Raw genomic sequence first — 20,221 nt, 5'->3', positions numbered from 1 at the left:
CGCTGTAATTAGTGATTAGATCTGCAAGACCCGAGCCATGGCCTCATCGCCTTCTTTGGCGGTGTTCATCATCTTGACGTGAAGCTCGAACTGCTTGGCCAGGGCCAGCACCGAAGTCATTTCATCCACGGCATTGACGTTGCTCGCTTCCTGGAAGCCCGACACCAGTTGTACGTTGGCATCGATGGGCGCGGGCTGGCCGTCCTTGGTGCGGATCGAGCCGTCGAGGCCCTTGGTCATGTTCTTGAGGTCAGGGTTGACCAGTTTGATTCGGTCCACCTCAGCCATCACCCGCGGGCCTTCGCCCATGGCGCGAATGCTGATGGTGCCGTCCTGGCCAATTTCGATTTTCTGCTCCGGTGGCACGGCGATCGGACCGCCATTGCCCATTACCGGCATGCCGTTGCCGGCCCGCAGCACACCCAGGGCGTCAACGTTGAGGCTGCCGGTACGCACGTAGCTTTCACCGCCGTCGGGATTCTGCACGGCCATCCAGCCCGGTCCGCTGACCGCCACGTCCAGGTCGCGACCGGTTTCAACCAGCGCTCCCGGGGTAAAGTCAGTGGCAGGCCGTTCGGACATGGCAAACGCCCGCGCCGGAAAGCTGTCGCCGAACACCGGCATCGAACGTGCCTGCTCCAGGTCTTTCTGAAAACCATTGGTGGAGATGTTCGCCAGGTTGTTGGCATGGGCCCGTTGCGCCAGTGCGTTCTGGCTGGCGCCGGTCATTGCCACATAAAGGTACTTGTCCACTGTCGTTCCTCTGCATGCCGGACGTTTGCCGCCCACTGCTGTGTTGCACAGCCTTAAGCAAATTGCAGACCAACTTATTTCTGACGCTGGTGGGGCCGGTAAATAAAGGACTTGGCGGAATTGAAAGGGATTATGGAAACGTATCGAAGACGAAAAACCGGCGGTGTCGTGCCGCTTACGGCAAGTGTCCGCCTAACCTGATCAAATAGACGCCCCGTGGCGAGGGAGCTTGCTCCCGCTGGGCCGGTCCGACGCCTCGGGCGTAGCGGCTCCACACTTTTGGCGATTGCTACCCAACCGAGCGGGAGCAGCTCCCTCGCCACGAAGCGTCTATCATCACATGCCGGGTTCTTTGCCCACCTCATACTCACGCAACTTATTGGCAATCGTCGTATGGGAAACCCCCAGCCGCTTGCCCAGTTGCCGGCTGCTCGGGTGTTCGGAATACAGGCGCTCGAGCACGGCCTTCTCGAAACGGCCGACGATCTCGTCCAGCCCTCCGTCGAGGGAAAAGTCACCGAGGGGTTGGCGTACGCCGTAGTCCGGCAGGCGAATGTGTTCGGCCTTGACCTTCCCGCCGTCGCATAGGGAAACGGCCTGGAACAGCACGTTTTCCAGTTGCCGGACATTGCCTGGCCAGTGGTAGTGACTGAGCCGGTCCATCGCCGCTGGGGCCAGTCTTGGCAGTGGGCAGCCAATCTGGCGACTGGCCTGGTCGAGGAAATGCTCGACCAGCGGGGCCAGCCCGTCGAGGCATTCGCGCAGCGGCGGGATGTGCAGAGAAAGCACATTCAGGCGATGGTACAAATCTTGACGGAATTCTCCCCGGGCACAGAGTTCGGACAAATCGACCTGGGTCGCGCAGATTACCCTGACATCCAGGTAGACCTCTTCGTCACTGCCTACGCGGCGGAAGCAACCGTCCTGTAGGAAACGCAGCAATTTCACTTGCAAGCGCGGACTCATTTCTCCGACACCGTCGAGAAACAGCGTACCGCCCGCCGTCAGCTCCAGCAGCCCGAGCTTGCCTTCGGCCCGCGCCCCTTCGAAGGCGCCGGGCCCGTAGCCGAACAGTTCAGTCTCGGCCATGGACTCCGGTAATCCGGCGCAGTTGAGCGCCATCAACGGCGATTGCCCCCGTGGGCTTGCCAGGTGACAGGCACGGGCCAGCAATTCCTTGCCGGTTCCGGTTTCGCCTTCTATCAATAGCGGCGCGTCCAGCGGCGCCATGCGCCGGGCCTCGCGGACCACCGCCGCCATTACCTTCGAACTCTGGAAAATACTGTCGAAGCCGCGCAGTTCCTGCTTGCGCACGTTATAGATGCGCTCGCCTACCCGGTCGGCGCGGTGCAAGGTCAGCACCGCGCCGGCCATCGCCTCGCTGTCGTCGTGCTCCGATTGCAGCGGCGCGATGTCCGCCAGGAACACATCGCCCTTGACCTTGACCCGCAGGCCATTGATCCGAGATTGGTTGGCGCGCACCAGTTCCGGCAGGTCGAAGTCCTCGGCGTAGCGGGACAAGGGAATCCCCGGCACCTCGTCGACCCGCACCCCGAGCAACTGCGCCGCCGCCCGGTTGGCCGCGACGATGGAGCCGCCCATGTCGATGGACAACACCGGAAACTCCAAGGCGCCAAGCAAGGCATTGAGCTCCATGTGCCGACGCTCGCTCGGCATCAGCCCTACGCGCTTGACGCCGAACACCCCGGCGATGCCTTCGAACTTCGGACGCAACGCCTGGAACTGGATGTTGATCAGGTTCGGGCAGTGCAGGTAGATCGCATTGCCATGCTCGCCACCGACCTCGCCCCGGGCGACGTTGATGCCGTATTCCACCAGCAGATTGAGAATGTCCCGCAGGATGCCGATGCGGTTCTGGCAATGGACTTTGATACGCATGAGAGGCCCGATGCTGTTCACTTAAGGTTTGTTTGATTCATTGTGGCGAGGGAGCTTGCTCCCGCTGGGGCGCGAAGCGGCCCTGTTTTTTTGGGGCTGCTGCGCAGCCCAGCGGGAGCAAGCTCCCTCGCCACGGTTTTCTGCGCTGCGGCGCAAATAGCCGTCAAGATTATGTGACAGTTTGAGAACCTTTCCCAGCCGAAAATACCTGCAACACCGAGACTCGCCAGAATACGTAACGGAAACTTTACATTTTGTGCATGATTGGCGGTTGTTCGGCCAGCTAGCCCTGCTGCGCCTGCCCCTGGTTTGGGTTATCCCTTATGCATCGCTGGAGATAACAACAAAACAAATTTTCCCCTTGAGGGATATCAGCAGGAGAGCAGCATGAAGCAGACGCAATACGTGGCCCGCGAGCCCGATGCGCAAGGTTTTATCCACTACACCGCTGAAGAACACGCAGTGTGGAACACGCTGATCACCCGCCAGCTGAAAGTCATCGAAGGCCGTGCGTGCCAGGAGTACCTGGACGGTATCGACAAGCTGGGGTTGCCCCATGACCGCATCCCGCAGCTGGACGAAGTCAACAAAGTGCTGGGCGAGACCACGGGCTGGCAGGTCGCCCGGGTGCCCGCGCTAATCCCTTTCCAGACCTTCTTCGAGTTGCTCGCCAGCAAGCAGTTTCCGGTGGCAACCTTTATTCGTACCCGTGAAGAACTGGACTACTTGCAAGAGCCGGACATTTTCCACGAGATCTTTGGTCACTGCCCTCTGCTGACCAATCCCTGGTTTGCTGAATTTACCCACACCTACGGCAAACTCGGCCTACAGGCCTCCAAGGAAGAACGCGTCTACCTGGCGCGTCTGTATTGGATGACCATCGAATTCGGCCTGGTGCAGACGCCGCAAGGCCGGCGCATCTACGGCGGCGGCATTCTCTCGTCGCCCAAGGAAACCGTGTACTGCCTGTCAGACGAGCCGGAGCATCAAGCCTTCGACCCGCTGGAAGCCATGCGTACGCCTTATCGCATCGACATCCTACAGCCGGTGTATTTCGTGCTGCCCGAGCTCAAGCGCCTGTTCGACCTGGCCCACGAGGACATCATGGGCATGGTCAAGCGCGGGCGGGAACTGGGCCTGCACGCACCGAAATTTCCACCGAAAGCCGCGTGAACCGCTGGTTTTGATTCCAATTGAGTCTGTTGCGCCTCGCGACTTTGCTTTAGCGTGGCTGCATCGACGTTTTCCAAATATCCGATCCGGGAACCCACCATGACCACTTTGAACCAAGCCCATTGCGAAGCCTGCCGCGCCGATGCCCCACAGGTCAGCGACGAAGAACTTCCAGTACTGATCAAGCAGATCCCCGACTGGAACATCGAAGTGCGCGACGGCGTGATGCAGCTGGAAAAGGTCTTCCTGTTCAAGAATTTCAAGCACGCCCTAGCGTTCACCAACGCCGTCGGCGAGATCTCCGAGGCCGAAGGTCATCACCCGGGCCTGCTCACCGAATGGGGCAAAGTCACCGTCACCTGGTGGAGCCATTCGATCAAGGGCCTGCACCGCAACGACTTCATCATGGCCGCCCGCACCGATGACGTTGCCAAAACCGCCGAGGGCCGCAAGTAATGCATTTCGATGCCATCGGCCGCGTGCCCGGCGACCCGATCCTGGGCCTGATGGAGGCCTACGGGGCGGACAGCAACCCTGGCAAGTTCGACCTGGGCGTTGGTGTCTACAAGGACGCCCAGGGTCTGACGCCGATTCTTCAGTCAGTGAAACAGGCCGAGCAGTGGCTGGTGGATCGCCAGTCCACCAAGACTTACATCGGCGGTCATGGCGACGCCGCGTTCGGCCAATTGATGAATGCGCTGGTGCTGGGCGCCGATTCACCGTTGATCGCCGGCAAACGCGCCGGTGCCACCCAGACCCCCGGCGGCACCGGCGCCCTGCGCTTGAGCGCCGACTTCATCGCCCAGTGCCTGCCGGGCCGTGGTGTCTGGTTGAGCAACCCGACCTGGCCGATCCACGAAACCATCTTCGCCGCCGCGGGCGTCAAGGCCAGTCATTACCCCTACGTGGGCGCCGACAACCGCCTGGATTTCGAGGCAATGCTCGCCACCCTGGGCCAGGTGCCAAAAGGCGATGTGGTGTTGCTGCACGCGTGCTGCCACAACCCGACCGGCTTCGACCTGTCTCACGAGCAATGGCGCCAGGTGTTGGAAGTGGTGCGCAGCCGTGGCCTGCTGCCGTTGATCGATTTCGCTTACCAGGGCTTCGGCGACGGGCTGGAGCAGGACGCCTGGGCCGTGCGGTTGTTTGCCGAAGCGTTGCCCGAGGTGCTGGTCACCAGTTCATGCTCGAAGAATTTTGGCCTTTACCGCGACCGCACCGGTGCGCTGATTGTCTGCGCCCGCGATGCCGACAAACTGGTCGACATTCGCAGCCAACTGGCCAACATCGCCCGCAACCTTTGGTCGACGCCGCCGGATCATGGCGCGGCGGTGGTGGCGACGATCCTCGGCAATCCGGAACTCAGGGGCCTGTGGGCCGACGAAGTGGAAGCCATGCGCCTGCGCATCGCTCAACTGCGCGGCGGTCTGCTGGAAGCACTCGAACCCCACGGCTTGCGTGAGCGCTTTGCCCATATGGGGGTGCAGCGCGGGATGTTTTCCTACACCGGCCTGACGCCGGAACAGGTCAAGCACCTGCGCGAGCGCCATAGCGTCTACATGGTCGGCACCGGCCGGGCCAACGTGGCCGGCATCGATGCGACGCGCCTGGATGCCCTGGCGGTGGCAATTGCGGATGTTTGCAAATAATGGCCACCGTCGGCTGCTGATCTTGTGGCGAGGGAGCTTGCTCCCGCTCGGCTGCGCAGCAGTCGTGAACAGGCCTGGCGCGGTGTACCTGGGACATAGCGTCGTTCCATCCGGGCGGCTTCGCCGCCCAGCGGGAGCAAGCTCCCTCGCCACAGTGGATCAAAGCCGCCTCAGGTTATCCGCCGCCCTTGAGAAGTTATTCCCCCGTCCAGGCCCGGACAAACCGCCCGATATCTTCCTGTGGTGCCGTGCGCGCCTCTTTCTGCGGCGTGCCAAGGTAAAGGAAACCAATCACCTCCTCGCCGTCTTCAAGCCCCAGGCCCCGGGCCACATGCGGCGAGTAAGCCAGCTCACCCGTACGCCACACGCCGCCTATCCCTTGTGCATAAGCGGCCAGCAGAATGCCGTGTGCCGCGCAGCCTGCCGCCAGCAATTGTTCAGGCTTTGGAATCTTGAAATGGTCTTGCAACCGCGCAATCACTACCACCACCAGCGGCGCCCGTAGCGGGCCGTTGAGGGCTTTCTCCACGACGGCTTCGGGCACCAGCGGATCATTGAAGCGCGCTGCTTCGGCCAACAGCTCGCCCATGCGATGGCGTGCCTGCCCCTCCACCGTCAGGAACCGCCACGGGCGCAACTGGCCATGGTCGGGCGCGCGCATCGCGGCCGCGAACATGACTTCGCGCTGTTGCGGCGTGGGCGCCGGGTCAACCAGGCGTGGCACGGAAACACGGTTGAGCAAAGCATCTAAAGCCTGCATCGGCGACCTCCTGGAAAAATGTTCGGCTATTCTAGTGGCTGTTCCGTCAATCCGTTAGCCCGAATTCAGAGACAGGCAACGCCGGACGCCGGTTTACACGCCGCTTGTCGCAGGTAGAATGGCGCCCTTTCCTCTTTCAGACCGAGCGGACTTCATGGCGTTGCCGACCCTGCGGATCATTGGTTTCATCATCGGCATCTTCCTGATCACCCTGGCGATCTTCATGGTCGTGCCGATGGCCACGTTGCTGGTCTACGAGCGCACCGGCGACCTGCCATCGTTCCTCTGGTCAAGCATGATTACTTTTGTCGCCGGCCTGGCACTGATTCTTCCCGGACGCCCCGAGCACGTCCATCTTCGGCCCCGGGACATGTACCTTTTGACCGTCAGCAGTTGGCTGGTGGTGTGTGTGTTTGCCGCGCTCCCCTTCCTGTTGACCCAGCACATCAGCTACACCGATTCGTTCTTCGAAAGCATGTCAGGCATTACCGCCACCGGCGCGACGGTGTTGAGCGGCCTGGACACGATGTCGCCCGGAATCCTGATGTGGCGATCGCTGTTGCACTGGCTTGGCGGCATCGGCTTTATCGGCATGGCCGTGGCGATCCTGCCGCTGTTGCGCATCGGCGGCATGCGGCTGTTCCAGACCGAGTCGTCCGACCGCTCGGAAAAGGTCATGCCCCGCTCGCACATGGTGGCGCGGCTGATCGTGGCGTCCTATGTGGGCATTACGGTTCTCGGCACGCTGGCGCTCTGGTGGGCCGGGATGAGCCTGTTCGATGCGATCAACCATTCGATGTCGGCGATTTCCACCGGTGGTTTTTCCACCTCGGACCTGTCCCTGGCCAAATGGACCCAGCCAGCGGTGCATTGGGTCACTATTGTGATCATGATCCTCGGCAGCCTGCCGTTCGCCTTGTATGTCTCGACGCTGCGGGGCAATCGCCGGGCGCTGATCAAGGACCAGCAAGTCCAGGGGCTTATCGGCGTGCTGCTGGTCACCTGGCTGGTGCTTGGCACCTGGTATTGGGCGACCACCGACCTGCATTGGCTCGACGCGCTGCGGCATGTGGCGCTGAACGTGACGTCCATCGTCACCACCACCGGTTTCGCCCTGGGCGACTACAGCCTCTGGGGCAATTTCTCACTGATGCTGTTCTTCTACCTGGGTTTCGTCGGCGGCTGCTCGGGCTCGACCGCCGGCGGAATCAAGATTTTCCGCTTCCAGGTCGCCTACATCCTGCTTCGGGCCAACCTTAACCAACTGATCCACCCGCGTGCGGTGATCAAGCAGAAATACAACGGCCATCGCCTCGATGAAGAAATCGTGCGTTCGATCCTGACCTTCTCGTTCTTCTTCGCCATCACCATCTGCGTGATCGCGCTGCTGTTGTCGCTGTTGGGCGTGGAATGGATGACAGCGTTGACCGGCGCGGCCAGTACCGTGTCCGGCGTCGGCCCTGGGCTCGGCGAGACAATCGGCCCGGCCGGCAACTTCGCGCCGCTGCCGGACGCGGCCAAGTGGATCCTCTCGGGCGGCATGTTGCTGGGCCGGCTGGAGATCATCACGGTGTTCGTGCTGTGTATTCCTGCGTTCTGGCGTCACTGACCGGCTTGGCCACGCCCCGCGCCCGATAGTCGCCGGGCGTGGTACCGAACCAACGGCGGAAGGCCCGGAAAAAATTGCTCGGATCGGCAAACCCGAGCAAGTAGGCGACTTCCAGCAAGGTCATGCTGGGTTGCGCCAGGTATTGCTCGGCCAGCTCGCGTCGGGTGTCGTCCAGCAAACTCTGGAAACTGGTGCCCTCTTCCTGCAAGCGCCGCTGCAAGGTGCGCTGGGACAAGTGCAGCGTCTGCGCCACCACGTCACGCTTGGGCTCGCCCTGGGGCAGCAACCGGCACAGCACTTGCCGCGCCTGGTGAGTCACGCGGCTGCCTGAAAACCGCGCCAGGTATTCCCCCGCGAACCGGTCGTGCAACAGCGCCATGGCCTCGTTGGCCGTGGGCAGTGGTGTTTCCATGTCGTCCTGCTGGAAAATCAGCGCATCGTAGGGTGCGTCAAAAACCAGCGGCGCGCCGAAGGCCTGTCGATAAGGTGCAACGTCAACGGGTTCGTTGCCTTGGAACAGCACTTTCACCGGATGCAAAGTGCGCCCGGTCAGCCAACTGCACAAGGCCAGCGCGCAAGCCAGGGACGCTTCGGCACTTTGCCGGGTGGGCGGGAGGTGGTCGCCGTGCACCGTCAGGATCAGCCCATACCCTTCATCCAAATGGCGGAAGCTCAAGTCGGCGCTTTCGGCAATGATTCGTTGATAACGCACCAACCGGCGGAACCCTTCGGCCAGCGTCCGACTGGACATCAACGCGTAACCGACCACATGGAACGATGCCGGGCGCACCACCTTGCCCATGTTCAAGCCGATGGCCGCATTGCCCGACAGCTCCACCGCAAGCTGCCAGAGCCGTGTCATCGAATCCTGGGGAAAGCGCGCATCCGGATCGTCCAGCGCCTCGAAATCCAGCCCCAGTTGCTTGAACAGCGCCCGACAGTCCAGGCCGTCCATTTCCAACGCCTTGACAATCCCCATCGCCCAGCTTGAAGAAGTGGTTCGTTCGCTCATGACGTTTACTTGCATGACGAGCCGCAGGGTACGGCTGGATTTGCGGAGGATATCAGTGTCCTGTCATACGAACAGTATTTGTAAGACAGGACACTAGAGTGGCGCTGATTGTCACTGGCCGTTGCGAACGGCCGCTCTAGACTTGGTCATGAGCCATGAAACACCGGTCGCCAGAACAATAACCAAAGAGCCCGCAGTCTTGGAAAACACTAAACGATTCAACACCTTCGCCGAGTTTTATCCGTACTACCTCAGCGAACACCGCAACAGCACCTGCCGACGCTTGCACTTCATCGGTACCTCCCTTGTCCTGCTGGTTTTCGCCACGGCGCTGGTGGTCGGTGCCTGGTGGCTGTGGGTCGCCCTGCCGGTGGCGGGCTACGGTTTCGCCTGGGTCGGGCATTTTTTCTTCGAGAAAAACCGTCCTGCCACTTTCCAACATCCCCTTTACAGCCTGCTCGGTGACTTTGTCATGTACCGCGACATGCTGCTGGGCAAAGTCGCGTTCTAGGAGGGCTGTCGATGAATTCTCACGCACGCTTCACCCACATGCGGGACGGGACCCAGGAAGACTGGGCGATCATCGCGGCCGACTTCAGCGCCTATGCGCGGCAGCTGCCGAGTCGGGTTCTCGCTCATTTGAAATTGCTCGACGGCGATTTTGGCGGGTTCCCGGTGGATCGCATGACCCATTCCCTGCAAACCGCCACGCGCGCCTACCGCGACGGGCGGGACGAGGAGTACGTGGTCTGCGCCCTGCTTCATGACATCGGCGATACGTTGGGCACCTACAATCACCCGGACATCGCCGCGGCAATCCTCAAGCCGTTCGTCAGCGCCGAAAACCTGTGGATGGTGGAAAAACACGGTATTTTCCAGGGCTACTACTTTTTCCATCACTTGGGCATGGACCGGCATTTGCGCGAGCAATTTTGCGAACATCCTCAGTACCAGGCGACCATCGACTTCTGTGCGAAATACGACGCCGCGGCGTTCGATCCCGAATACGACACGCTGCCGTTGAGCTTCTTCGAGCCGATGCTGGAAAGGGTGTTCGCCGCGCCGAAGCAGTCTATCTACAAGGCGGCGATGGCCGAACAGCCCTGAATTCTTGCAGAAGCAGCCACGGGTTCTAAGTGGGTGGATAGACAGGCCGGCGCTCTAGGCAGGCTCAGCCACTTTCAACTCAGCCTTGAGCAGCGCATCCCGCGCCTGGGCGTCCGCCAACCGATACAGCTCGATCGTCCCATCCCAATGTTCGATCAGCGCCGTGCAGGATTCGACCCAGTCGCCGCAGTTAAGGTATTCCACCTCGCCCACCTTGCGAATCTCGGCATGGTGGATGTGCCCGCAGACCACCCCGTGCAACTCACGCTTCACGCATTCATGGGCGATGGCTTCTTCGAAATCGCTGATAAAACTGACGGCGGTCTTGACCTTGTGCTTGAGGTACGCCGACAGCGACCAATAGTCGTAGCCATAACGGGCCCGCCAATGGTTGAGCCAACGGTTCAGCGTCAGGGTGAATTCGTAGGCCCAATCCCCAAGGAACGCCAACCAACGGTGGTAACGGGTAATGACATCGAACTGATCGCCATGGATCACCAGCAGGTGCCGGCCGTCGGCGGTGACGTGCACCGCTTCGTCCACCAACTGGATATTGCCCAGTATCAGCTTCGAATAACGCCGCAGGAATTCGTCATGGTTGCCGGTGACATAGATCACCTCGGTGCCGCGCTTGCTCATGGTCAGCAGGCGGCGAATGACATTGGTATGGGCCTGGGGCCAATACATGCCACTGCGCAGTTTCCAGCCGTCGATGATATCGCCCACCAGATAGACCTTGTCGGCGTGGTAGCCCTTGAGGAAGTGCGACAGGTGTTCGGCCTGGCAATCCCGAGTGCCCAGGTGCACATCGGAAATCCACAGGGTGCGTACACGTTGCTTGCGGCTGGGCCTGGCGAGCTCGGCGCTGGTCATGGGGGCAACCCTCTGATCGTTTTCACCACAGTGCACCCGAGCGGTTAATGCTCCGTGACAGCAATAAGTCGATTACATGACAGCGCGGGGCGCCGCGCCCTCGGTGTAGACTGGCCGCCTGACAAGGGAGACTGCGATGAGACCGATCCTCACGCTACGCCACTACAGCCACGATCTGATTGTCCACAGCCACGACCACGCGCAACTGGTGTTCGGGTTGTCTGGCGCGCTGGACTTCGAAGTCGAAGGGCGTGGCAGCCAGGTGGTGCAGCAGAGTTTCGTGGTGGTACCGGCCGGTGCTCATCATGCGTGCGGCAGCCCACGGGGCAGCCGTTGCCTGGTGCTGGACGTGCCGGATGATGAATGGATCGGGCAATGCCTGGGCGACCATGCCGATGCCAGCCGCCGATTACTCGACAACAACACCCGCCTGCCCCTGAATGCGGGGCAAAGCCAACTGGTCAGTTGGTTGGCGGGCAGCCCGGTGGACGACCCGGTGATTGCACAGCAAGGCGCGGTACTGTTGCTGGCCAGCCTCAACGGCGGGCGTTTGGAAACCACCGGTGGCCGGCGCCTGCCCTACGCGGCGCTCAACGCTCACATCGACCAATATGCCGCTTATCCGCTACAGGTAGCGGACCTGGCGCAAGTCGCAGGGCTTTCCAGTGCTCGCCTGCATGCCCGTTTCGTCGCCGAATGCGGCCAGACACCGATGGAATACATCCGCAGCCGCCGCTTGCACAAGGCACTTGAGCTGCTGCGTGACTCGCAGTTGGCGATCGGCGAGATCGCCCATCGCGTTGGCTACAGCTCGCAAAGCGCTTTTGCCGCAGCCGTGCAGCGCGAATTCGGCGTCCCGCCGGGCAAGCTCCGGCAACCGCGCTAGTCTCGCGCTAAAAATCGCTAGGATCGCGACAGACGAAGGCGCTTGGCAGCGGGCTTAATAGCCGAACGTCCCACCGTTGAACAAGGATTGCAATGACACCCCGTACCGCCCTCGGCGCCCTGCACATCGGCGCACTCATGTTCGGCCTCACCGGCGTGTTCGGTAAGCTCGCCGCAGCCTCGCCGGCCGTCATCGTGTTTGGTCGCGCGGTGTTCGCCGTGCTGGCGCTGGCGGCGTTTGCCCGGTTCGCCAGCCCTACCCGCTGGGAAAAGCTGCGGGGCCGGGACCTGCGCAGGTTGCTGCTTGGCGGGCTGTTGCTCACCGGGCACTGGGTGAGTTTTTTCATTTCGGTGAAAGTCGCCGGCGTTGCGATCGCCACCCTGGGATTCGCCAGTTTTCCGGCCTTTACGGTGCTGCTTGAAGGGCTGATTTTCCGCGAGCGCATCCGCGCCAACGAAATCCTCTTGGTGGTGCTGGTGAGCGTCGGCCTGGTGTTGGTCACGCCAACCTTCGACCTGGCGAGCGGCGCTACCACCGGGCTGCTCTGGGCGGTGGCCTCGGGGCTGTTGTTCTCGTTGTTATCACTGACCAATCGCGCCGGTTCAGGACACGTGCCCCCGGTGCAGGCCGCGCTGTGCCAGAACGTCGTGGTCGGACTCTGCCTGTTGCCAATGGCCGCGCCGCAATTGGCCGACGTTCGTCCGCTCGACTGGTTGTGGATCGGCCTGCTCGGGGTGTTCTGCACCGGCCTGGCCCATAGCCTGTTCGTCGCCAGCCTCGCGGTGATCAAGGCCCGCACCGCCGCGGTGGTGTTCGCCATGGAGCCGGTCTACGGCATCACCATCGCCTGGCTGCTGTTCGACGAAGACCCGACCCTGCGCATGTTGCTCGGTGGCGCGCTGATCATCGTTGCGATCGTGGTGTCGAGCCAGCTGGACGGCACAAAGAAATCCAGCGCCGGCGCCCAGGCCCCGTCTCACTGAGCCCGGTCACTGGATTCTGTCGTTGTGCCCCAGGTCGCGCTCCGGGTCGATCTGGTCGCGGACCCGCTGCTTGAGCACCTTGGCCTCGGGAAAACCTCCATCCGCCTTGCGCTCCCAGATCTGGGTACCATCGCAGCCAATGTGGAAAACCCCACCGGTGCCTGGCACCAGGGACACCTTGCCGAGGTCGTCGCCGAACGTGCTTAGCAGTTCCTGGGCCAACCAGGCGGCACGCAGCAGCCATTGGCACTGTGTGCAATAAGTGATGACGATTTCCGGTTTCTGCGCGGTCATGGGATCAACTCCTGGTTGCAAAGGCGTCGTTATACTACTCGCCTTTGATTGCCTACCCGGAATTGACGATGCGCCGCCTGCTGCCTTGCCTGCTACTTTTGCTATTGCCCCTGCTCGGCCAGGCCAACGAGCCCGCCGTCGAAACATGGCGCCCGAAGATCGGCCTGGTACTGTCCGGCGGCGCGGCCCGTGGGCTGGCCCACATCGGCGTGCTCAAGGCCCTGGAGGAACAAGGCATCAAGATCGACGCCATCGCCGGCACCAGCATGGGCGCGGTGATCGGCGGCCTCTATGCCTCGGGCTACAAGATCGACGAGCTGGAAAAACTCGCCCTGGGCATTGATTGGCAACAAGCCCTGTCCGATGCCCCGCCGCGCAAGGACGTACCCTTCAGGCGCAAGCAGGATGACCGGGATTTCCTGGTCAAGCAGAAACTGAGCTTTCGCGACGACGGCAGCCTCGGCCTGCCGCTGGGAGTGATCCAGGGACAGAACCTGGCCCTGCTGCTCGAAAGCCTCCTGGCCCACGCCAGTGATACCCGGGACTTCGACAAACTGCCGATCCCCTTCCGCGCCGTGGCGACCGACATCGCCACCGGTGAAAAAGTCGTGTTTCGCAAGGGCCACCTGCCCAAGGTCATCCGCGCCAGCATGTCGATCCCGGCCGTGTTTGCGCCGGTGGAGCTGGACGGCCGCCTTCTGGTGGACGGTGGCATGACCGACAACATCCCTTTGGATGTGGCTCGGGAAATGGGGGTGGACGTGGCCATCGTCGTTGATATCGGCACCCCACTGCGCACCCGCAAGCAACTGGTCACGGTGGTGGACGTGTTGAATCAGTCAACGACGCTCATGACCCGGCGCAACTCCGAAGAGCAATTGGCCACGTTGGGGAAAGATGACGTGTTGATCCAACCGGCCCTGGCAAGCTTCGGTTCCACCGACTTCGGACGAGCGCAGGAAATAGTCGATGCCGGTTACCGCGCCACACGGATACTCCAAACGCGCCTGGCGCACTTGCGTCCCGCCGAGCCGGCCGACGCCGAACTGCTGGCGGCGCGCACCCCGAGCGAGCGCACCCCGGTCATCACCGCGATCCGGGTGGAAAACGATTCGAAAGTCGGTGACGACGTGATCCGCTATTACATTCGCCAGAAGATCGGCGAGCCGCTGGACCTGGGGCGCCTGCAAACCGACATGGGCACGCTGTACGGCCTGGATTATTTCGAGCAGGTGCAATACCGCGTCGTACACAAGGGCGCGGACAACACGCTGGTGATCAATGCCCGGGGCAGACGCACCGGCACCGATTACCTGCGCGTGGGCCTGAGCCTGTCGGACGACATGCGCGGCGACAGCGCCTTCAACCTTGGCGCCAGCTATCGGGTCAACGGTATCAATCGACTGGGTGCGGAATGGCTGACCCGGGCGCAGATCGGCGACAAACAGGAGCTGTACAGCGAGTTCTACCAACCGCTGGATGTCGGCTCGCGCTACTTCGTCGCGCCCTATGGACGGTTCGAATCGCGCAACGTCGATTCGATCCTCGACAACGATCCGGTGGCCCAGTACAGGGTCGAGCGCTATGGCTTTGGTCTGAACCTGGGTCGCCAGATCGGCAACAGCGGGGAGATCCGCTTCGGTGTCGGCCAGGCCTGGGGCAAGGCCGACGTGCGCATCGGCGACCACGACCAGCCCAGCGAAAATTTCAATGAGGGATTCTACGAACTCAAGTACTCCTTCGACTCCCTGGACAACGTGTACTTCCCCCACGAAGGCGAAGACATCGGTTTGTCCTGGCGTCAGTACGAACCGGGCCTGGGTTCGGACCAGCGCTACCGCCAATGGGAATTCAAACTGGACAAGGCCCTGAGCAGCGGCCCGGACACGTTCATCCTGGGTGGTCGCTACGGCCGCACCCTCGATACCGCCGAAGTAGTGACCTCCAGTTTTGTCCTCGGCGGCGCTCGGCAATTATCAGGCTTTCGCGAGGACGGGATATCCGGCCAGAACATGAGCCTGATGCGCGCCGTGTATTACCGCAGGCTCACGCCTCGGGCCTACCTGCCGTTGGATTTCCCGCTGTATATCGGCGGCTCGCTGGAGCGTGGTCGGGCCTGGAACAACGACAACGAGTTCGACAGTGGCTACATCAATGCCGCCAGTGTCTTCCTAGGCTTCGACACGCCGCTGGGCCCCTTGAACTTCAGCTATGGCGTAAATGACGACGATGCGCAGGCGGTGTATTTGAACCTGGGGCAGACGTTCTAAAGTACACAGCCCCTACCTTGTGGGAGCGAGCCTGCTCCCGAATGCGGTAGACCGGCTAGCACAGGTTGTGAATACACAACTGTCATCCCGAGCAGGCTCGCCCCCACACAGGATTCCCGTCGGCCTTGCAATCGTCTCAGCGAATCCCGGCGAGCAAAACCCGGGCGGTTTCCCTGAGCGGTTCATCGCCCTCTTGCAGCAGCTCTTCCAGCAACGTGATGGCGCTCTTCAGATCGCCCTCGTCGATGCAATTCTGGGCTTCTTCGAGTTTCTCCGAGTGCTCCGATGTGTGCGGTTCGAAGGAGACAGGTTCGAGGGAGAGGGATTCGAATTCGGGTTCAACGGGCGCTGGCTCCAACTCCAGCGCTTGCTCCTCATCGGCAAACCCATCGAGGAAATCATCGTCCAACGACTCCGTTTCCAACGGCGCGCCCCATTGCAGGTCCGTCTCATCGAAGCCCGATAGGGTCAGCGTATCGGCGGCAGCGGCCGGCGGTTTTGGGGGCTCTGGGGATGCCCGTTGGTCATCGGCCAGGTCCCAGCTGTTCTCCAGGGAAAGTCCATCCAGGTTCAACTCGAACTCATCGCTGGGCGCGGCCACAGGTTTCGGCGCGGGCACTGGTGCCTGGGGTTCTGTCGGCGTTTGCGTCGCAGCATTAACTAGGGTCACCCTGGGGTAACGCTTGCGGACGTCTTCCAGTGCCTGGCGATCGACGCCCTGGGCCGATAAATGGCTCTCCTGGGCCTGGAAGCCGATCACATCGCCCTGCTTGCCCAATACATCCAGCAACTTCAGGCCCAGGTCGGTACGGTCCGGCTCGGCCAGCAGTGCCGCGCGCAGCAGCCCCGCGGCTTCAGTGAAACGGCCATACGTCAGGTAGATCCCAACGCCCTCGAGCACGTCTCCCAAAGGCGCATCGCCATTGTTGAACGACGAGGCGACCTCGGGATGCTCTTTGTCGGCACTCTCGGCATAGGTTTCGGTGTCGTCATCCAGGGCCAGGTCCGGACGCTCGGCCAATGGCACAGGCCTTGTCACTTCCTGTTGTTGACGGTGACGAAGGAACAGCAAAAGCGCAAGCAACCCAACCAGCCCCACCAATCCCCCTACCCACAACCAGTCGACGCCTTCGGTTTGCGTCGCTGGTGCTGTCTCGTCCATCGGCAAGGCTTCGGCGGGTTCGGTTGATTCGGCGGGTTCCGGAGCAAGTTCCGAGGTGATCTCAGGTGACGATGCCTGGGTCAGTTGCGCCTGGAGATCGCTGATCTGCTGGCGTTGAGCGGCGATTTCCTGGTCCTGAGCCTGGATCCTGGCTTGCAGTTGTTCGATGGTCTGCTGTTGCTGCTGGCCTTGCAGCACACTGGCTGCCAATTGCTCGGCATTGTTGTCGGGCGTGGCGGGAGCCGGGCTGACAGGACTTTGGGCTGGAGCAGGCAGGATGGCCGAATCGGGAAGCAACAAGCGTTGGCCGATGGAAAGTCGCTCGCTGCCGGGGTTCAAGGCCTCAATCCCCTGCATCAGTTCATTGACCGATGCATTGCTGCCCGCATCGTGCAGGCGCTTGGCGATGATCCAAGGGTTGTCGCCCTGCACCACGGTGTAGCGTTTGCCCTGTGTGGCCGGAGGCGGCTTGATGGCTGCCTTTGTCTCGGCCGGGGCGGAAGGCTCATCAACAGACGGAGCTATGCCGGGCGCGCCCGGTGGATCGATCAACACGGTGTATTCGCGCAACAAACGCCCGTTGGGCTGATTGAGCTGCACCAGAAAGTTGAGAAACGGCTCCTCCACCGGTTTGCTGGACGTCACCCGAATGAAACTGCGCCCGCCACGCAGCACGGGGGTAAAGCGCAAATTATTGAGGAAGAATACCCGCTCCAGGCCCGCACGACTGAAATCCTCCGCCCCCGCCAGGCTCGCGGACAGGTCGCCCTCGCTGAGGCCCGCCGCGTCAACCAAGGCGATATCGGCGCGCAACGGCTGGTTCAGGGCGGAATGGAGCGTGATCTCACCCAGCCCCAGCGCCGACGCCAGGGCTGGAAATCCCAGGACACCCACGACGACCGACACGTTGATCCAACTGCGCAACGTGGACTGCAAACTTTCAAGCATGGGTATCCCTTTGATCAACGACCTATGCGAAACGCTTCCAATACGATCGCTTAGTACTGGTTATAGTTCGCTAACCGTCGAATCTCAAAAGTCGGATGCCAGGGATATGCCTCAGGATTTTTCAAGGTTGGCCAGGATCGTGCCGTGAACCCGCATGCAAACCCGCATGTCCGCTTCATCGACGCCCTCGAACAACTCCCGGCGCAACTGCGTGGCAATGGTTTCGATTTGTTCGATCAGCGGTAACGCCGGGGCGCACAGCACGATTTTCTTGGCCCGACGGTCTTCGGCCACGGCTTGGCGTTGCACCAGCCCCTGGGTTTCCAGGCTATCGAGCAAGCGGGCCAGGGTCGGGCCTTCGACGGCGACGCTCTGGGCCAACTCGCGTTGGGTCGGCGCCTGCTCGAAACGGGCCAGGTGCAGCAGCACCAGCCAGCGCGCCTGGGACAGGCCCAGCCCGGCGAGACGACGATCCAGTTCGGCGCGCCAGCCTCGGGACATTTGCGCCAACTGCATGCCAAAACGGTGTTGATCGGTCAAAGGCATAAAAAACTCATCAAATCTGAAATAGAGAAAAACTAATTATTAGTCAGCTAAGCATGAGCTTGCGGTTCAGGCAAGGCTCGCACTGTAGTGAATCGTTAAAGGAATGTAACTGGCTGATCAGACTTCAAATTCCGATTGCAATGCAGCCCTGACGCAATACAAAACTCCTTCTGGGACACGTCCTACAAACAACGCGGCGACTTCCGATACGGGAGGCAACTCGCCCTCCCCATCGAGGAACGCATCCTGAACCTCGCCCATCAATTCTTCAGGCAGATCCAGCGCCTGCTCCAGGGACAGCTGTTGCTCGCCAATGGCCTCGGCCAGCATCGTGTAGACGTTCTTTTCCGAGCATTGCAACTGTCCGGCAATCTGCAGCGGGGTCATGCCGGCTCGAGCCAAGGTGATGAGTTCGTGGCGTACATCGGCCACCGCTGGCGGTGTCTCGGCTTCGCCGCCCAACACCTGGAGGAAGGCCTCGCCGTAACGCTCCAGCTTGCGCGCGCCGACACCACTGACCCGGGCCATTTCCGCCAGGGAAGTCGGTTGGCTGCGGAGCATTTCCAGCAAAGTGGAATCGGGAAAGATGACATACGGCGGTACACCGTGTTCCTCGGCCAGCTTGCGACGCAGGGCGCGCAAGGCTTCCCACTGATCGCGCTCTTCGCCGCGCACCAGTTGGCTGGCCTGGCTCTTGCTGCTCTTGACCGCTGTCGCGGGCTTGAGGTCGCGGCGCAGCTCCAGGGTGACCTCACCCTTGAGCAAGGGGCGGCAACTCGCGCTCAGGCGTAAGCCGCCGTAGCCTTCCAGGTCGATGTCCACCAGCCCGCGGGCCACCAGTTGCCGGAACAATGACCGCCATTCGCTTTCGCTGCGGGCCTTGCCCACGCCAAAGACTGACAAGTGCTGATGACCGAAGCCACGGACCTTCTCGTTGTCCTTGCCCAGCAGCACATCCACCAGATGCCCCACGCCATAACGCTGGCCCGTGCGATAGATCGTCGAGAGTGCCTGGCGGGCAGGCTCGGTGGCGTCCCAGGTCTCCACTCCATCGACGCAGTTGTCACAGTGCCCGCAAGGCTGGGGCATGTCTTCGTCGAAATAGGCGAGCAGGGTCTGGCGTCGGCAGCGGGTTTCTTCGCACAGTGAAAGCATCGCGTCGAGCTTGTGCTGCTCCAACCGCTTGTGACGTTCATCGCCCTCCGAGTTCTGCAGCATCTGCTTGAGCATCACCACGTCTTGCAGACCGTAGGCCATCCAGGCATCCGCCGGCAAGCCGTCACGACCGGCACGCCCGGTTTCCTGGTAATAGGCCTCGAGGGACTTGGGCAAGTCAAGATGAGCGACGAAACGCACGTTGGGCTTGTCGATGCCCATGCCGAACGCCACGGTGGCGACCATGATCAAGCCTTCTTCGTTGAGAAAGCGCTTCTGGTGATAGGCCCGCAAGTCATTGGGTAGCCCCGCATGATAGGGCAATGCCGGGAAACCTTGTTCGCTGAGGAACGCCGCCACCTCCTCGACTTTCTTGCGCGACAGGCAATAGACAATGCCCGCGTCGCTGCGCCGCTCCGCGAGGAACGCCAGCAACTGCTTGCGCGGCTGCTCCTTGGGCACGATGCGATAGAAAATATTCGGGCGGTCGAAACTGGAGAGGAATCGCTCGGCGTCTTGTAGATGCAGCCGCTCAATGATTTCTTCACGGGTGCGCTTGTCGGCGGTGGCCGTCAGCGCGATCCGCGGTACATCGGGAAACAGCTCTGCCAGTTGCCCCAACTGCAGGTATTCGCGACGGAAATCATGACCCCATTGGGACACGCAGTGAGCTTCGTCGATGGCGAACAGGGCTATTTCCAAGCCCTGTAGAAAAGCCAGCATGCGAGGCTGCACGAGGCGCTCCGGCGCCAGGTACAGCATTTTCACCTCGCCACGCTTGATGCGCGCCGCCAGGTCCCGCTGCTGCTCGGCGCTCAAGGTGGAATTGAGCGATGCGGCGGCGACACCCAGCTCTTCAAGCGTGGCGACCTGGTCATCCATCAAAGCGATCAGCGGCGAAACCACCACCGCCAGACCATTGCGCAGCAGCGCGGGCACCTGGAAACACAAGGACTTGCCACCGCCGGTGGGCATGAGCACCAGGGCATCGCCACCGCTGGCCACGCGCTCAATAATGGCACCCTGGCGGCCACGGAAACTGTCGTAGCCGAAGATGTCCTTGAGAACGCGTTGAGCCTGTTCGAGCATAGAAACTCCAAAATCACCAAAACATCCCTGCAAGGCTGGTTCAGAATCCAAAA

At 61.6% G+C, this 20,221-nt stretch carries 18 protein-coding genes; 9 read left to right on the top strand and 9 right to left on the bottom strand.

Going from position 1 to position 20,221, the window contains the following annotated elements:
- Positions 1–15: 15 nt before the first annotated feature.
- Together M1D68_RS07445 and M1D68_RS07440 are read right to left on the bottom strand one after the other, a co-directional pair.
- A complete protein-coding gene (locus M1D68_RS07445) occupies positions 16–753 on the bottom strand; it encodes a flagellar basal body rod protein FlgF (protein WP_003199043.1) in 738 nt (245 codons plus the stop codon).
- A gap of 336 nt (positions 754–1,089) precedes the next feature.
- Positions 1,090–2,652 carry a sigma-54-dependent transcriptional regulator gene (locus M1D68_RS07440; protein WP_445571487.1) on the bottom strand — a complete coding sequence of 521 codons (1,563 nt, stop codon included), beginning with the start codon at positions 2,650–2,652 and terminating at the stop codon, positions 1,090–1,092.
- 387 nt (positions 2,653–3,039) lie between these two features.
- On the opposite strand from M1D68_RS07440, the gene phhA reads away from it, so the two are divergent.
- From phhA to M1D68_RS07425, 3 genes are all read left to right on the top strand, one after another.
- The gene (gene phhA, locus M1D68_RS07435; protein ID WP_186704640.1) at positions 3,040–3,825 is read left to right on the top strand and encodes a phenylalanine 4-monooxygenase; all 786 of its coding nucleotides are present in this window, start codon (positions 3,040–3,042) and stop codon (positions 3,823–3,825) included.
- Positions 3,826–3,924: 99 nt separating this feature from the next.
- On the top strand, positions 3,925–4,281 hold the full coding sequence (locus tag M1D68_RS07430) for a 4a-hydroxytetrahydrobiopterin dehydratase (protein WP_457969845.1): 357 nt from the start codon (positions 3,925–3,927) through the stop codon (positions 4,279–4,281).
- Positions 4,281–5,474, top strand: coding sequence for an amino acid aminotransferase (locus tag M1D68_RS07425; RefSeq protein ID WP_457969844.1), 1,194 nt, complete (start codon positions 4,281–4,283; stop codon positions 5,472–5,474). Before M1D68_RS07430 ends, M1D68_RS07425 begins: the two co-directional genes overlap by 1 nt.
- 196 nt (positions 5,475–5,670) lie before the next feature.
- Here the strand turns inward: M1D68_RS07425 and M1D68_RS07420 are convergent, their stop codons facing one another.
- A complete protein-coding gene (locus M1D68_RS07420; RefSeq protein ID WP_434562958.1) occupies positions 5,671–6,234 on the bottom strand; it encodes an NAD(P)H nitroreductase in 564 nt (187 codons plus the stop codon).
- Between the two features lie 154 nt (positions 6,235–6,388).
- On the opposite strand from M1D68_RS07420, the gene M1D68_RS07415 reads away from it, so the two are divergent.
- Complete coding sequence (locus tag M1D68_RS07415) at positions 6,389–7,843, top strand: TrkH family potassium uptake protein (RefSeq protein WP_420767407.1); 1,455 nt, start codon at positions 6,389–6,391, stop codon at positions 7,841–7,843.
- On the opposite strand, the gene M1D68_RS07410 is transcribed toward M1D68_RS07415, so the two are convergent.
- Positions 7,800–8,855, bottom strand: coding sequence for an AraC family transcriptional regulator (locus M1D68_RS07410; protein WP_457969842.1), 1,056 nt, complete (start codon positions 8,853–8,855; stop codon positions 7,800–7,802). The genes M1D68_RS07415 and M1D68_RS07410 overlap by 44 nt on opposite strands.
- Before the next feature lie 199 nt (positions 8,856–9,054).
- Here M1D68_RS07410 and M1D68_RS07405 point away from each other — a divergent pair, with 199 nt between their 5' ends.
- Together M1D68_RS07405 and M1D68_RS07400 are read left to right on the top strand one after the other, a co-directional pair.
- Entirely contained in the window at positions 9,055–9,366 is a 312-nt protein-coding gene (locus M1D68_RS07405) for an Mpo1-like protein (RefSeq protein WP_420767409.1), read from the top strand.
- 11 nt (positions 9,367–9,377) lie between these two features.
- Positions 9,378–9,962 carry an HD domain-containing protein gene (locus M1D68_RS07400; protein WP_457969840.1) on the top strand — a complete coding sequence of 195 codons (585 nt, stop codon included), beginning with the start codon at positions 9,378–9,380 and terminating at the stop codon, positions 9,960–9,962.
- A gap of 54 nt (positions 9,963–10,016) precedes the next feature.
- Here M1D68_RS07400 and M1D68_RS07395 read toward each other — a convergent pair whose 3' ends face one another.
- The gene (locus M1D68_RS07395) at positions 10,017–10,835 is read right to left on the bottom strand and encodes a UDP-2,3-diacylglucosamine diphosphatase (RefSeq protein ID WP_457969838.1); all 819 of its coding nucleotides are present in this window, start codon (positions 10,833–10,835) and stop codon (positions 10,017–10,019) included.
- Positions 10,836–10,971: 136 nt separating this feature from the next.
- Between M1D68_RS07395 and M1D68_RS07390 the strand changes: the two genes are divergently transcribed.
- A complete protein-coding gene (locus tag M1D68_RS07390) occupies positions 10,972–11,721 on the top strand; it encodes an AraC family transcriptional regulator (protein WP_457969837.1) in 750 nt (249 codons plus the stop codon).
- Positions 11,722–11,813: 92 nt separating this feature from the next.
- Positions 11,814–12,704, top strand: coding sequence for a DMT family transporter (locus M1D68_RS07385; protein WP_420767413.1), 891 nt, complete (start codon positions 11,814–11,816; stop codon positions 12,702–12,704).
- Between the two features lie 6 nt (positions 12,705–12,710).
- On the opposite strand, the gene M1D68_RS07380 is transcribed toward M1D68_RS07385, so the two are convergent.
- Positions 12,711–12,998: an Rdx family protein gene (locus M1D68_RS07380; protein ID WP_420767414.1), complete on the bottom strand. Its 288-nt coding sequence runs from the start codon at positions 12,996–12,998 to the stop codon at positions 12,711–12,713.
- Positions 12,999–13,066: 68 nt separating this feature from the next.
- On the opposite strand from M1D68_RS07380, the gene M1D68_RS07375 reads away from it, so the two are divergent.
- Entirely contained in the window at positions 13,067–15,268 is a 2,202-nt protein-coding gene (locus M1D68_RS07375) for a patatin-like phospholipase family protein (RefSeq protein WP_457969834.1), read from the top strand.
- A gap of 136 nt (positions 15,269–15,404) precedes the next feature.
- On the opposite strand, the gene M1D68_RS07370 is transcribed toward M1D68_RS07375, so the two are convergent.
- The 3 genes from M1D68_RS07370 to recQ all read right to left on the bottom strand — a co-directional run bounded on the left by M1D68_RS07370 (position 15,405) and on the right by recQ (position 20,168).
- On the bottom strand, positions 15,405–17,378 hold the full coding sequence (locus M1D68_RS07370; RefSeq protein WP_457969832.1) for a FimV/HubP family polar landmark protein: 1,974 nt from the start codon (positions 17,376–17,378) through the stop codon (positions 15,405–15,407).
- Positions 17,379–17,489: 111 nt separating this feature from the next.
- Entirely contained in the window at positions 17,490–17,924 is a 435-nt protein-coding gene (locus M1D68_RS07365; protein WP_003199001.1) for a MarR family transcriptional regulator, read from the bottom strand.
- A gap of 117 nt (positions 17,925–18,041) precedes the next feature.
- Complete coding sequence (gene recQ / locus M1D68_RS07360) at positions 18,042–20,168, bottom strand: DNA helicase RecQ (RefSeq protein ID WP_434610221.1); 2,127 nt, start codon at positions 20,166–20,168, stop codon at positions 18,042–18,044.
- Positions 20,169–20,221: the final 53 nt, after the last annotated feature.

Source organism: Pseudomonas sp. R4-84, assembly GCF_054130985.1.
Note: the sequence above shows the minus strand (reverse complement) of the source record. Positions and strands in the feature narration are given on the sequence as shown.

Excerpts from the sequence above, each read along its gene's own strand:
- M1D68_RS07440 (WP_445571487.1), bottom strand. The coding sequence starts at position 2,652 with ATGCGTATCAAAGTCCATTGCCAGAACCGCATCGGCATCCTGCGGGAC.
- phhA (WP_186704640.1), top strand. The coding sequence starts at position 3,040 with ATGAAGCAGACGCAATACGTGGCCCGCGAGCCCGATGCGCAAGGTTTT.
- M1D68_RS07430 (WP_457969845.1), top strand. The coding sequence starts at position 3,925 with ATGACCACTTTGAACCAAGCCCATTGCGAAGCCTGCCGCGCCGATGCC.
- M1D68_RS07425 (WP_457969844.1), top strand. The coding sequence starts at position 4,281 with ATGCATTTCGATGCCATCGGCCGCGTGCCCGGCGACCCGATCCTGGGC.
- M1D68_RS07420 (WP_434562958.1), bottom strand. The coding sequence starts at position 6,234 with ATGCAGGCTTTAGATGCTTTGCTCAACCGTGTTTCCGTGCCACGCCTG.
- M1D68_RS07415 (WP_420767407.1), top strand. The coding sequence starts at position 6,389 with ATGGCGTTGCCGACCCTGCGGATCATTGGTTTCATCATCGGCATCTTC.
- M1D68_RS07410 (WP_457969842.1), bottom strand. The coding sequence starts at position 8,855 with ATGAGCGAACGAACCACTTCTTCAAGCTGGGCGATGGGGATTGTCAAG.
- M1D68_RS07400 (WP_457969840.1), top strand. The coding sequence starts at position 9,378 with ATGAATTCTCACGCACGCTTCACCCACATGCGGGACGGGACCCAGGAA.
- M1D68_RS07395 (WP_457969838.1), bottom strand. The coding sequence starts at position 10,835 with ATGACCAGCGCCGAGCTCGCCAGGCCCAGCCGCAAGCAACGTGTACGC.
- M1D68_RS07390 (WP_457969837.1), top strand. The coding sequence starts at position 10,972 with ATGAGACCGATCCTCACGCTACGCCACTACAGCCACGATCTGATTGTC.
- M1D68_RS07385 (WP_420767413.1), top strand. The coding sequence starts at position 11,814 with ATGACACCCCGTACCGCCCTCGGCGCCCTGCACATCGGCGCACTCATG.
- M1D68_RS07380 (WP_420767414.1), bottom strand. The coding sequence starts at position 12,998 with ATGACCGCGCAGAAACCGGAAATCGTCATCACTTATTGCACACAGTGC.
- M1D68_RS07375 (WP_457969834.1), top strand. The coding sequence starts at position 13,067 with ATGCGCCGCCTGCTGCCTTGCCTGCTACTTTTGCTATTGCCCCTGCTC.
- M1D68_RS07370 (WP_457969832.1), bottom strand. The coding sequence starts at position 17,378 with ATGCTTGAAAGTTTGCAGTCCACGTTGCGCAGTTGGATCAACGTGTCG.
- M1D68_RS07365 (WP_003199001.1), bottom strand. The coding sequence starts at position 17,924 with ATGCCTTTGACCGATCAACACCGTTTTGGCATGCAGTTGGCGCAAATG.
- recQ (WP_434610221.1), bottom strand. The coding sequence starts at position 20,168 with ATGCTCGAACAGGCTCAACGCGTTCTCAAGGACATCTTCGGCTACGAC.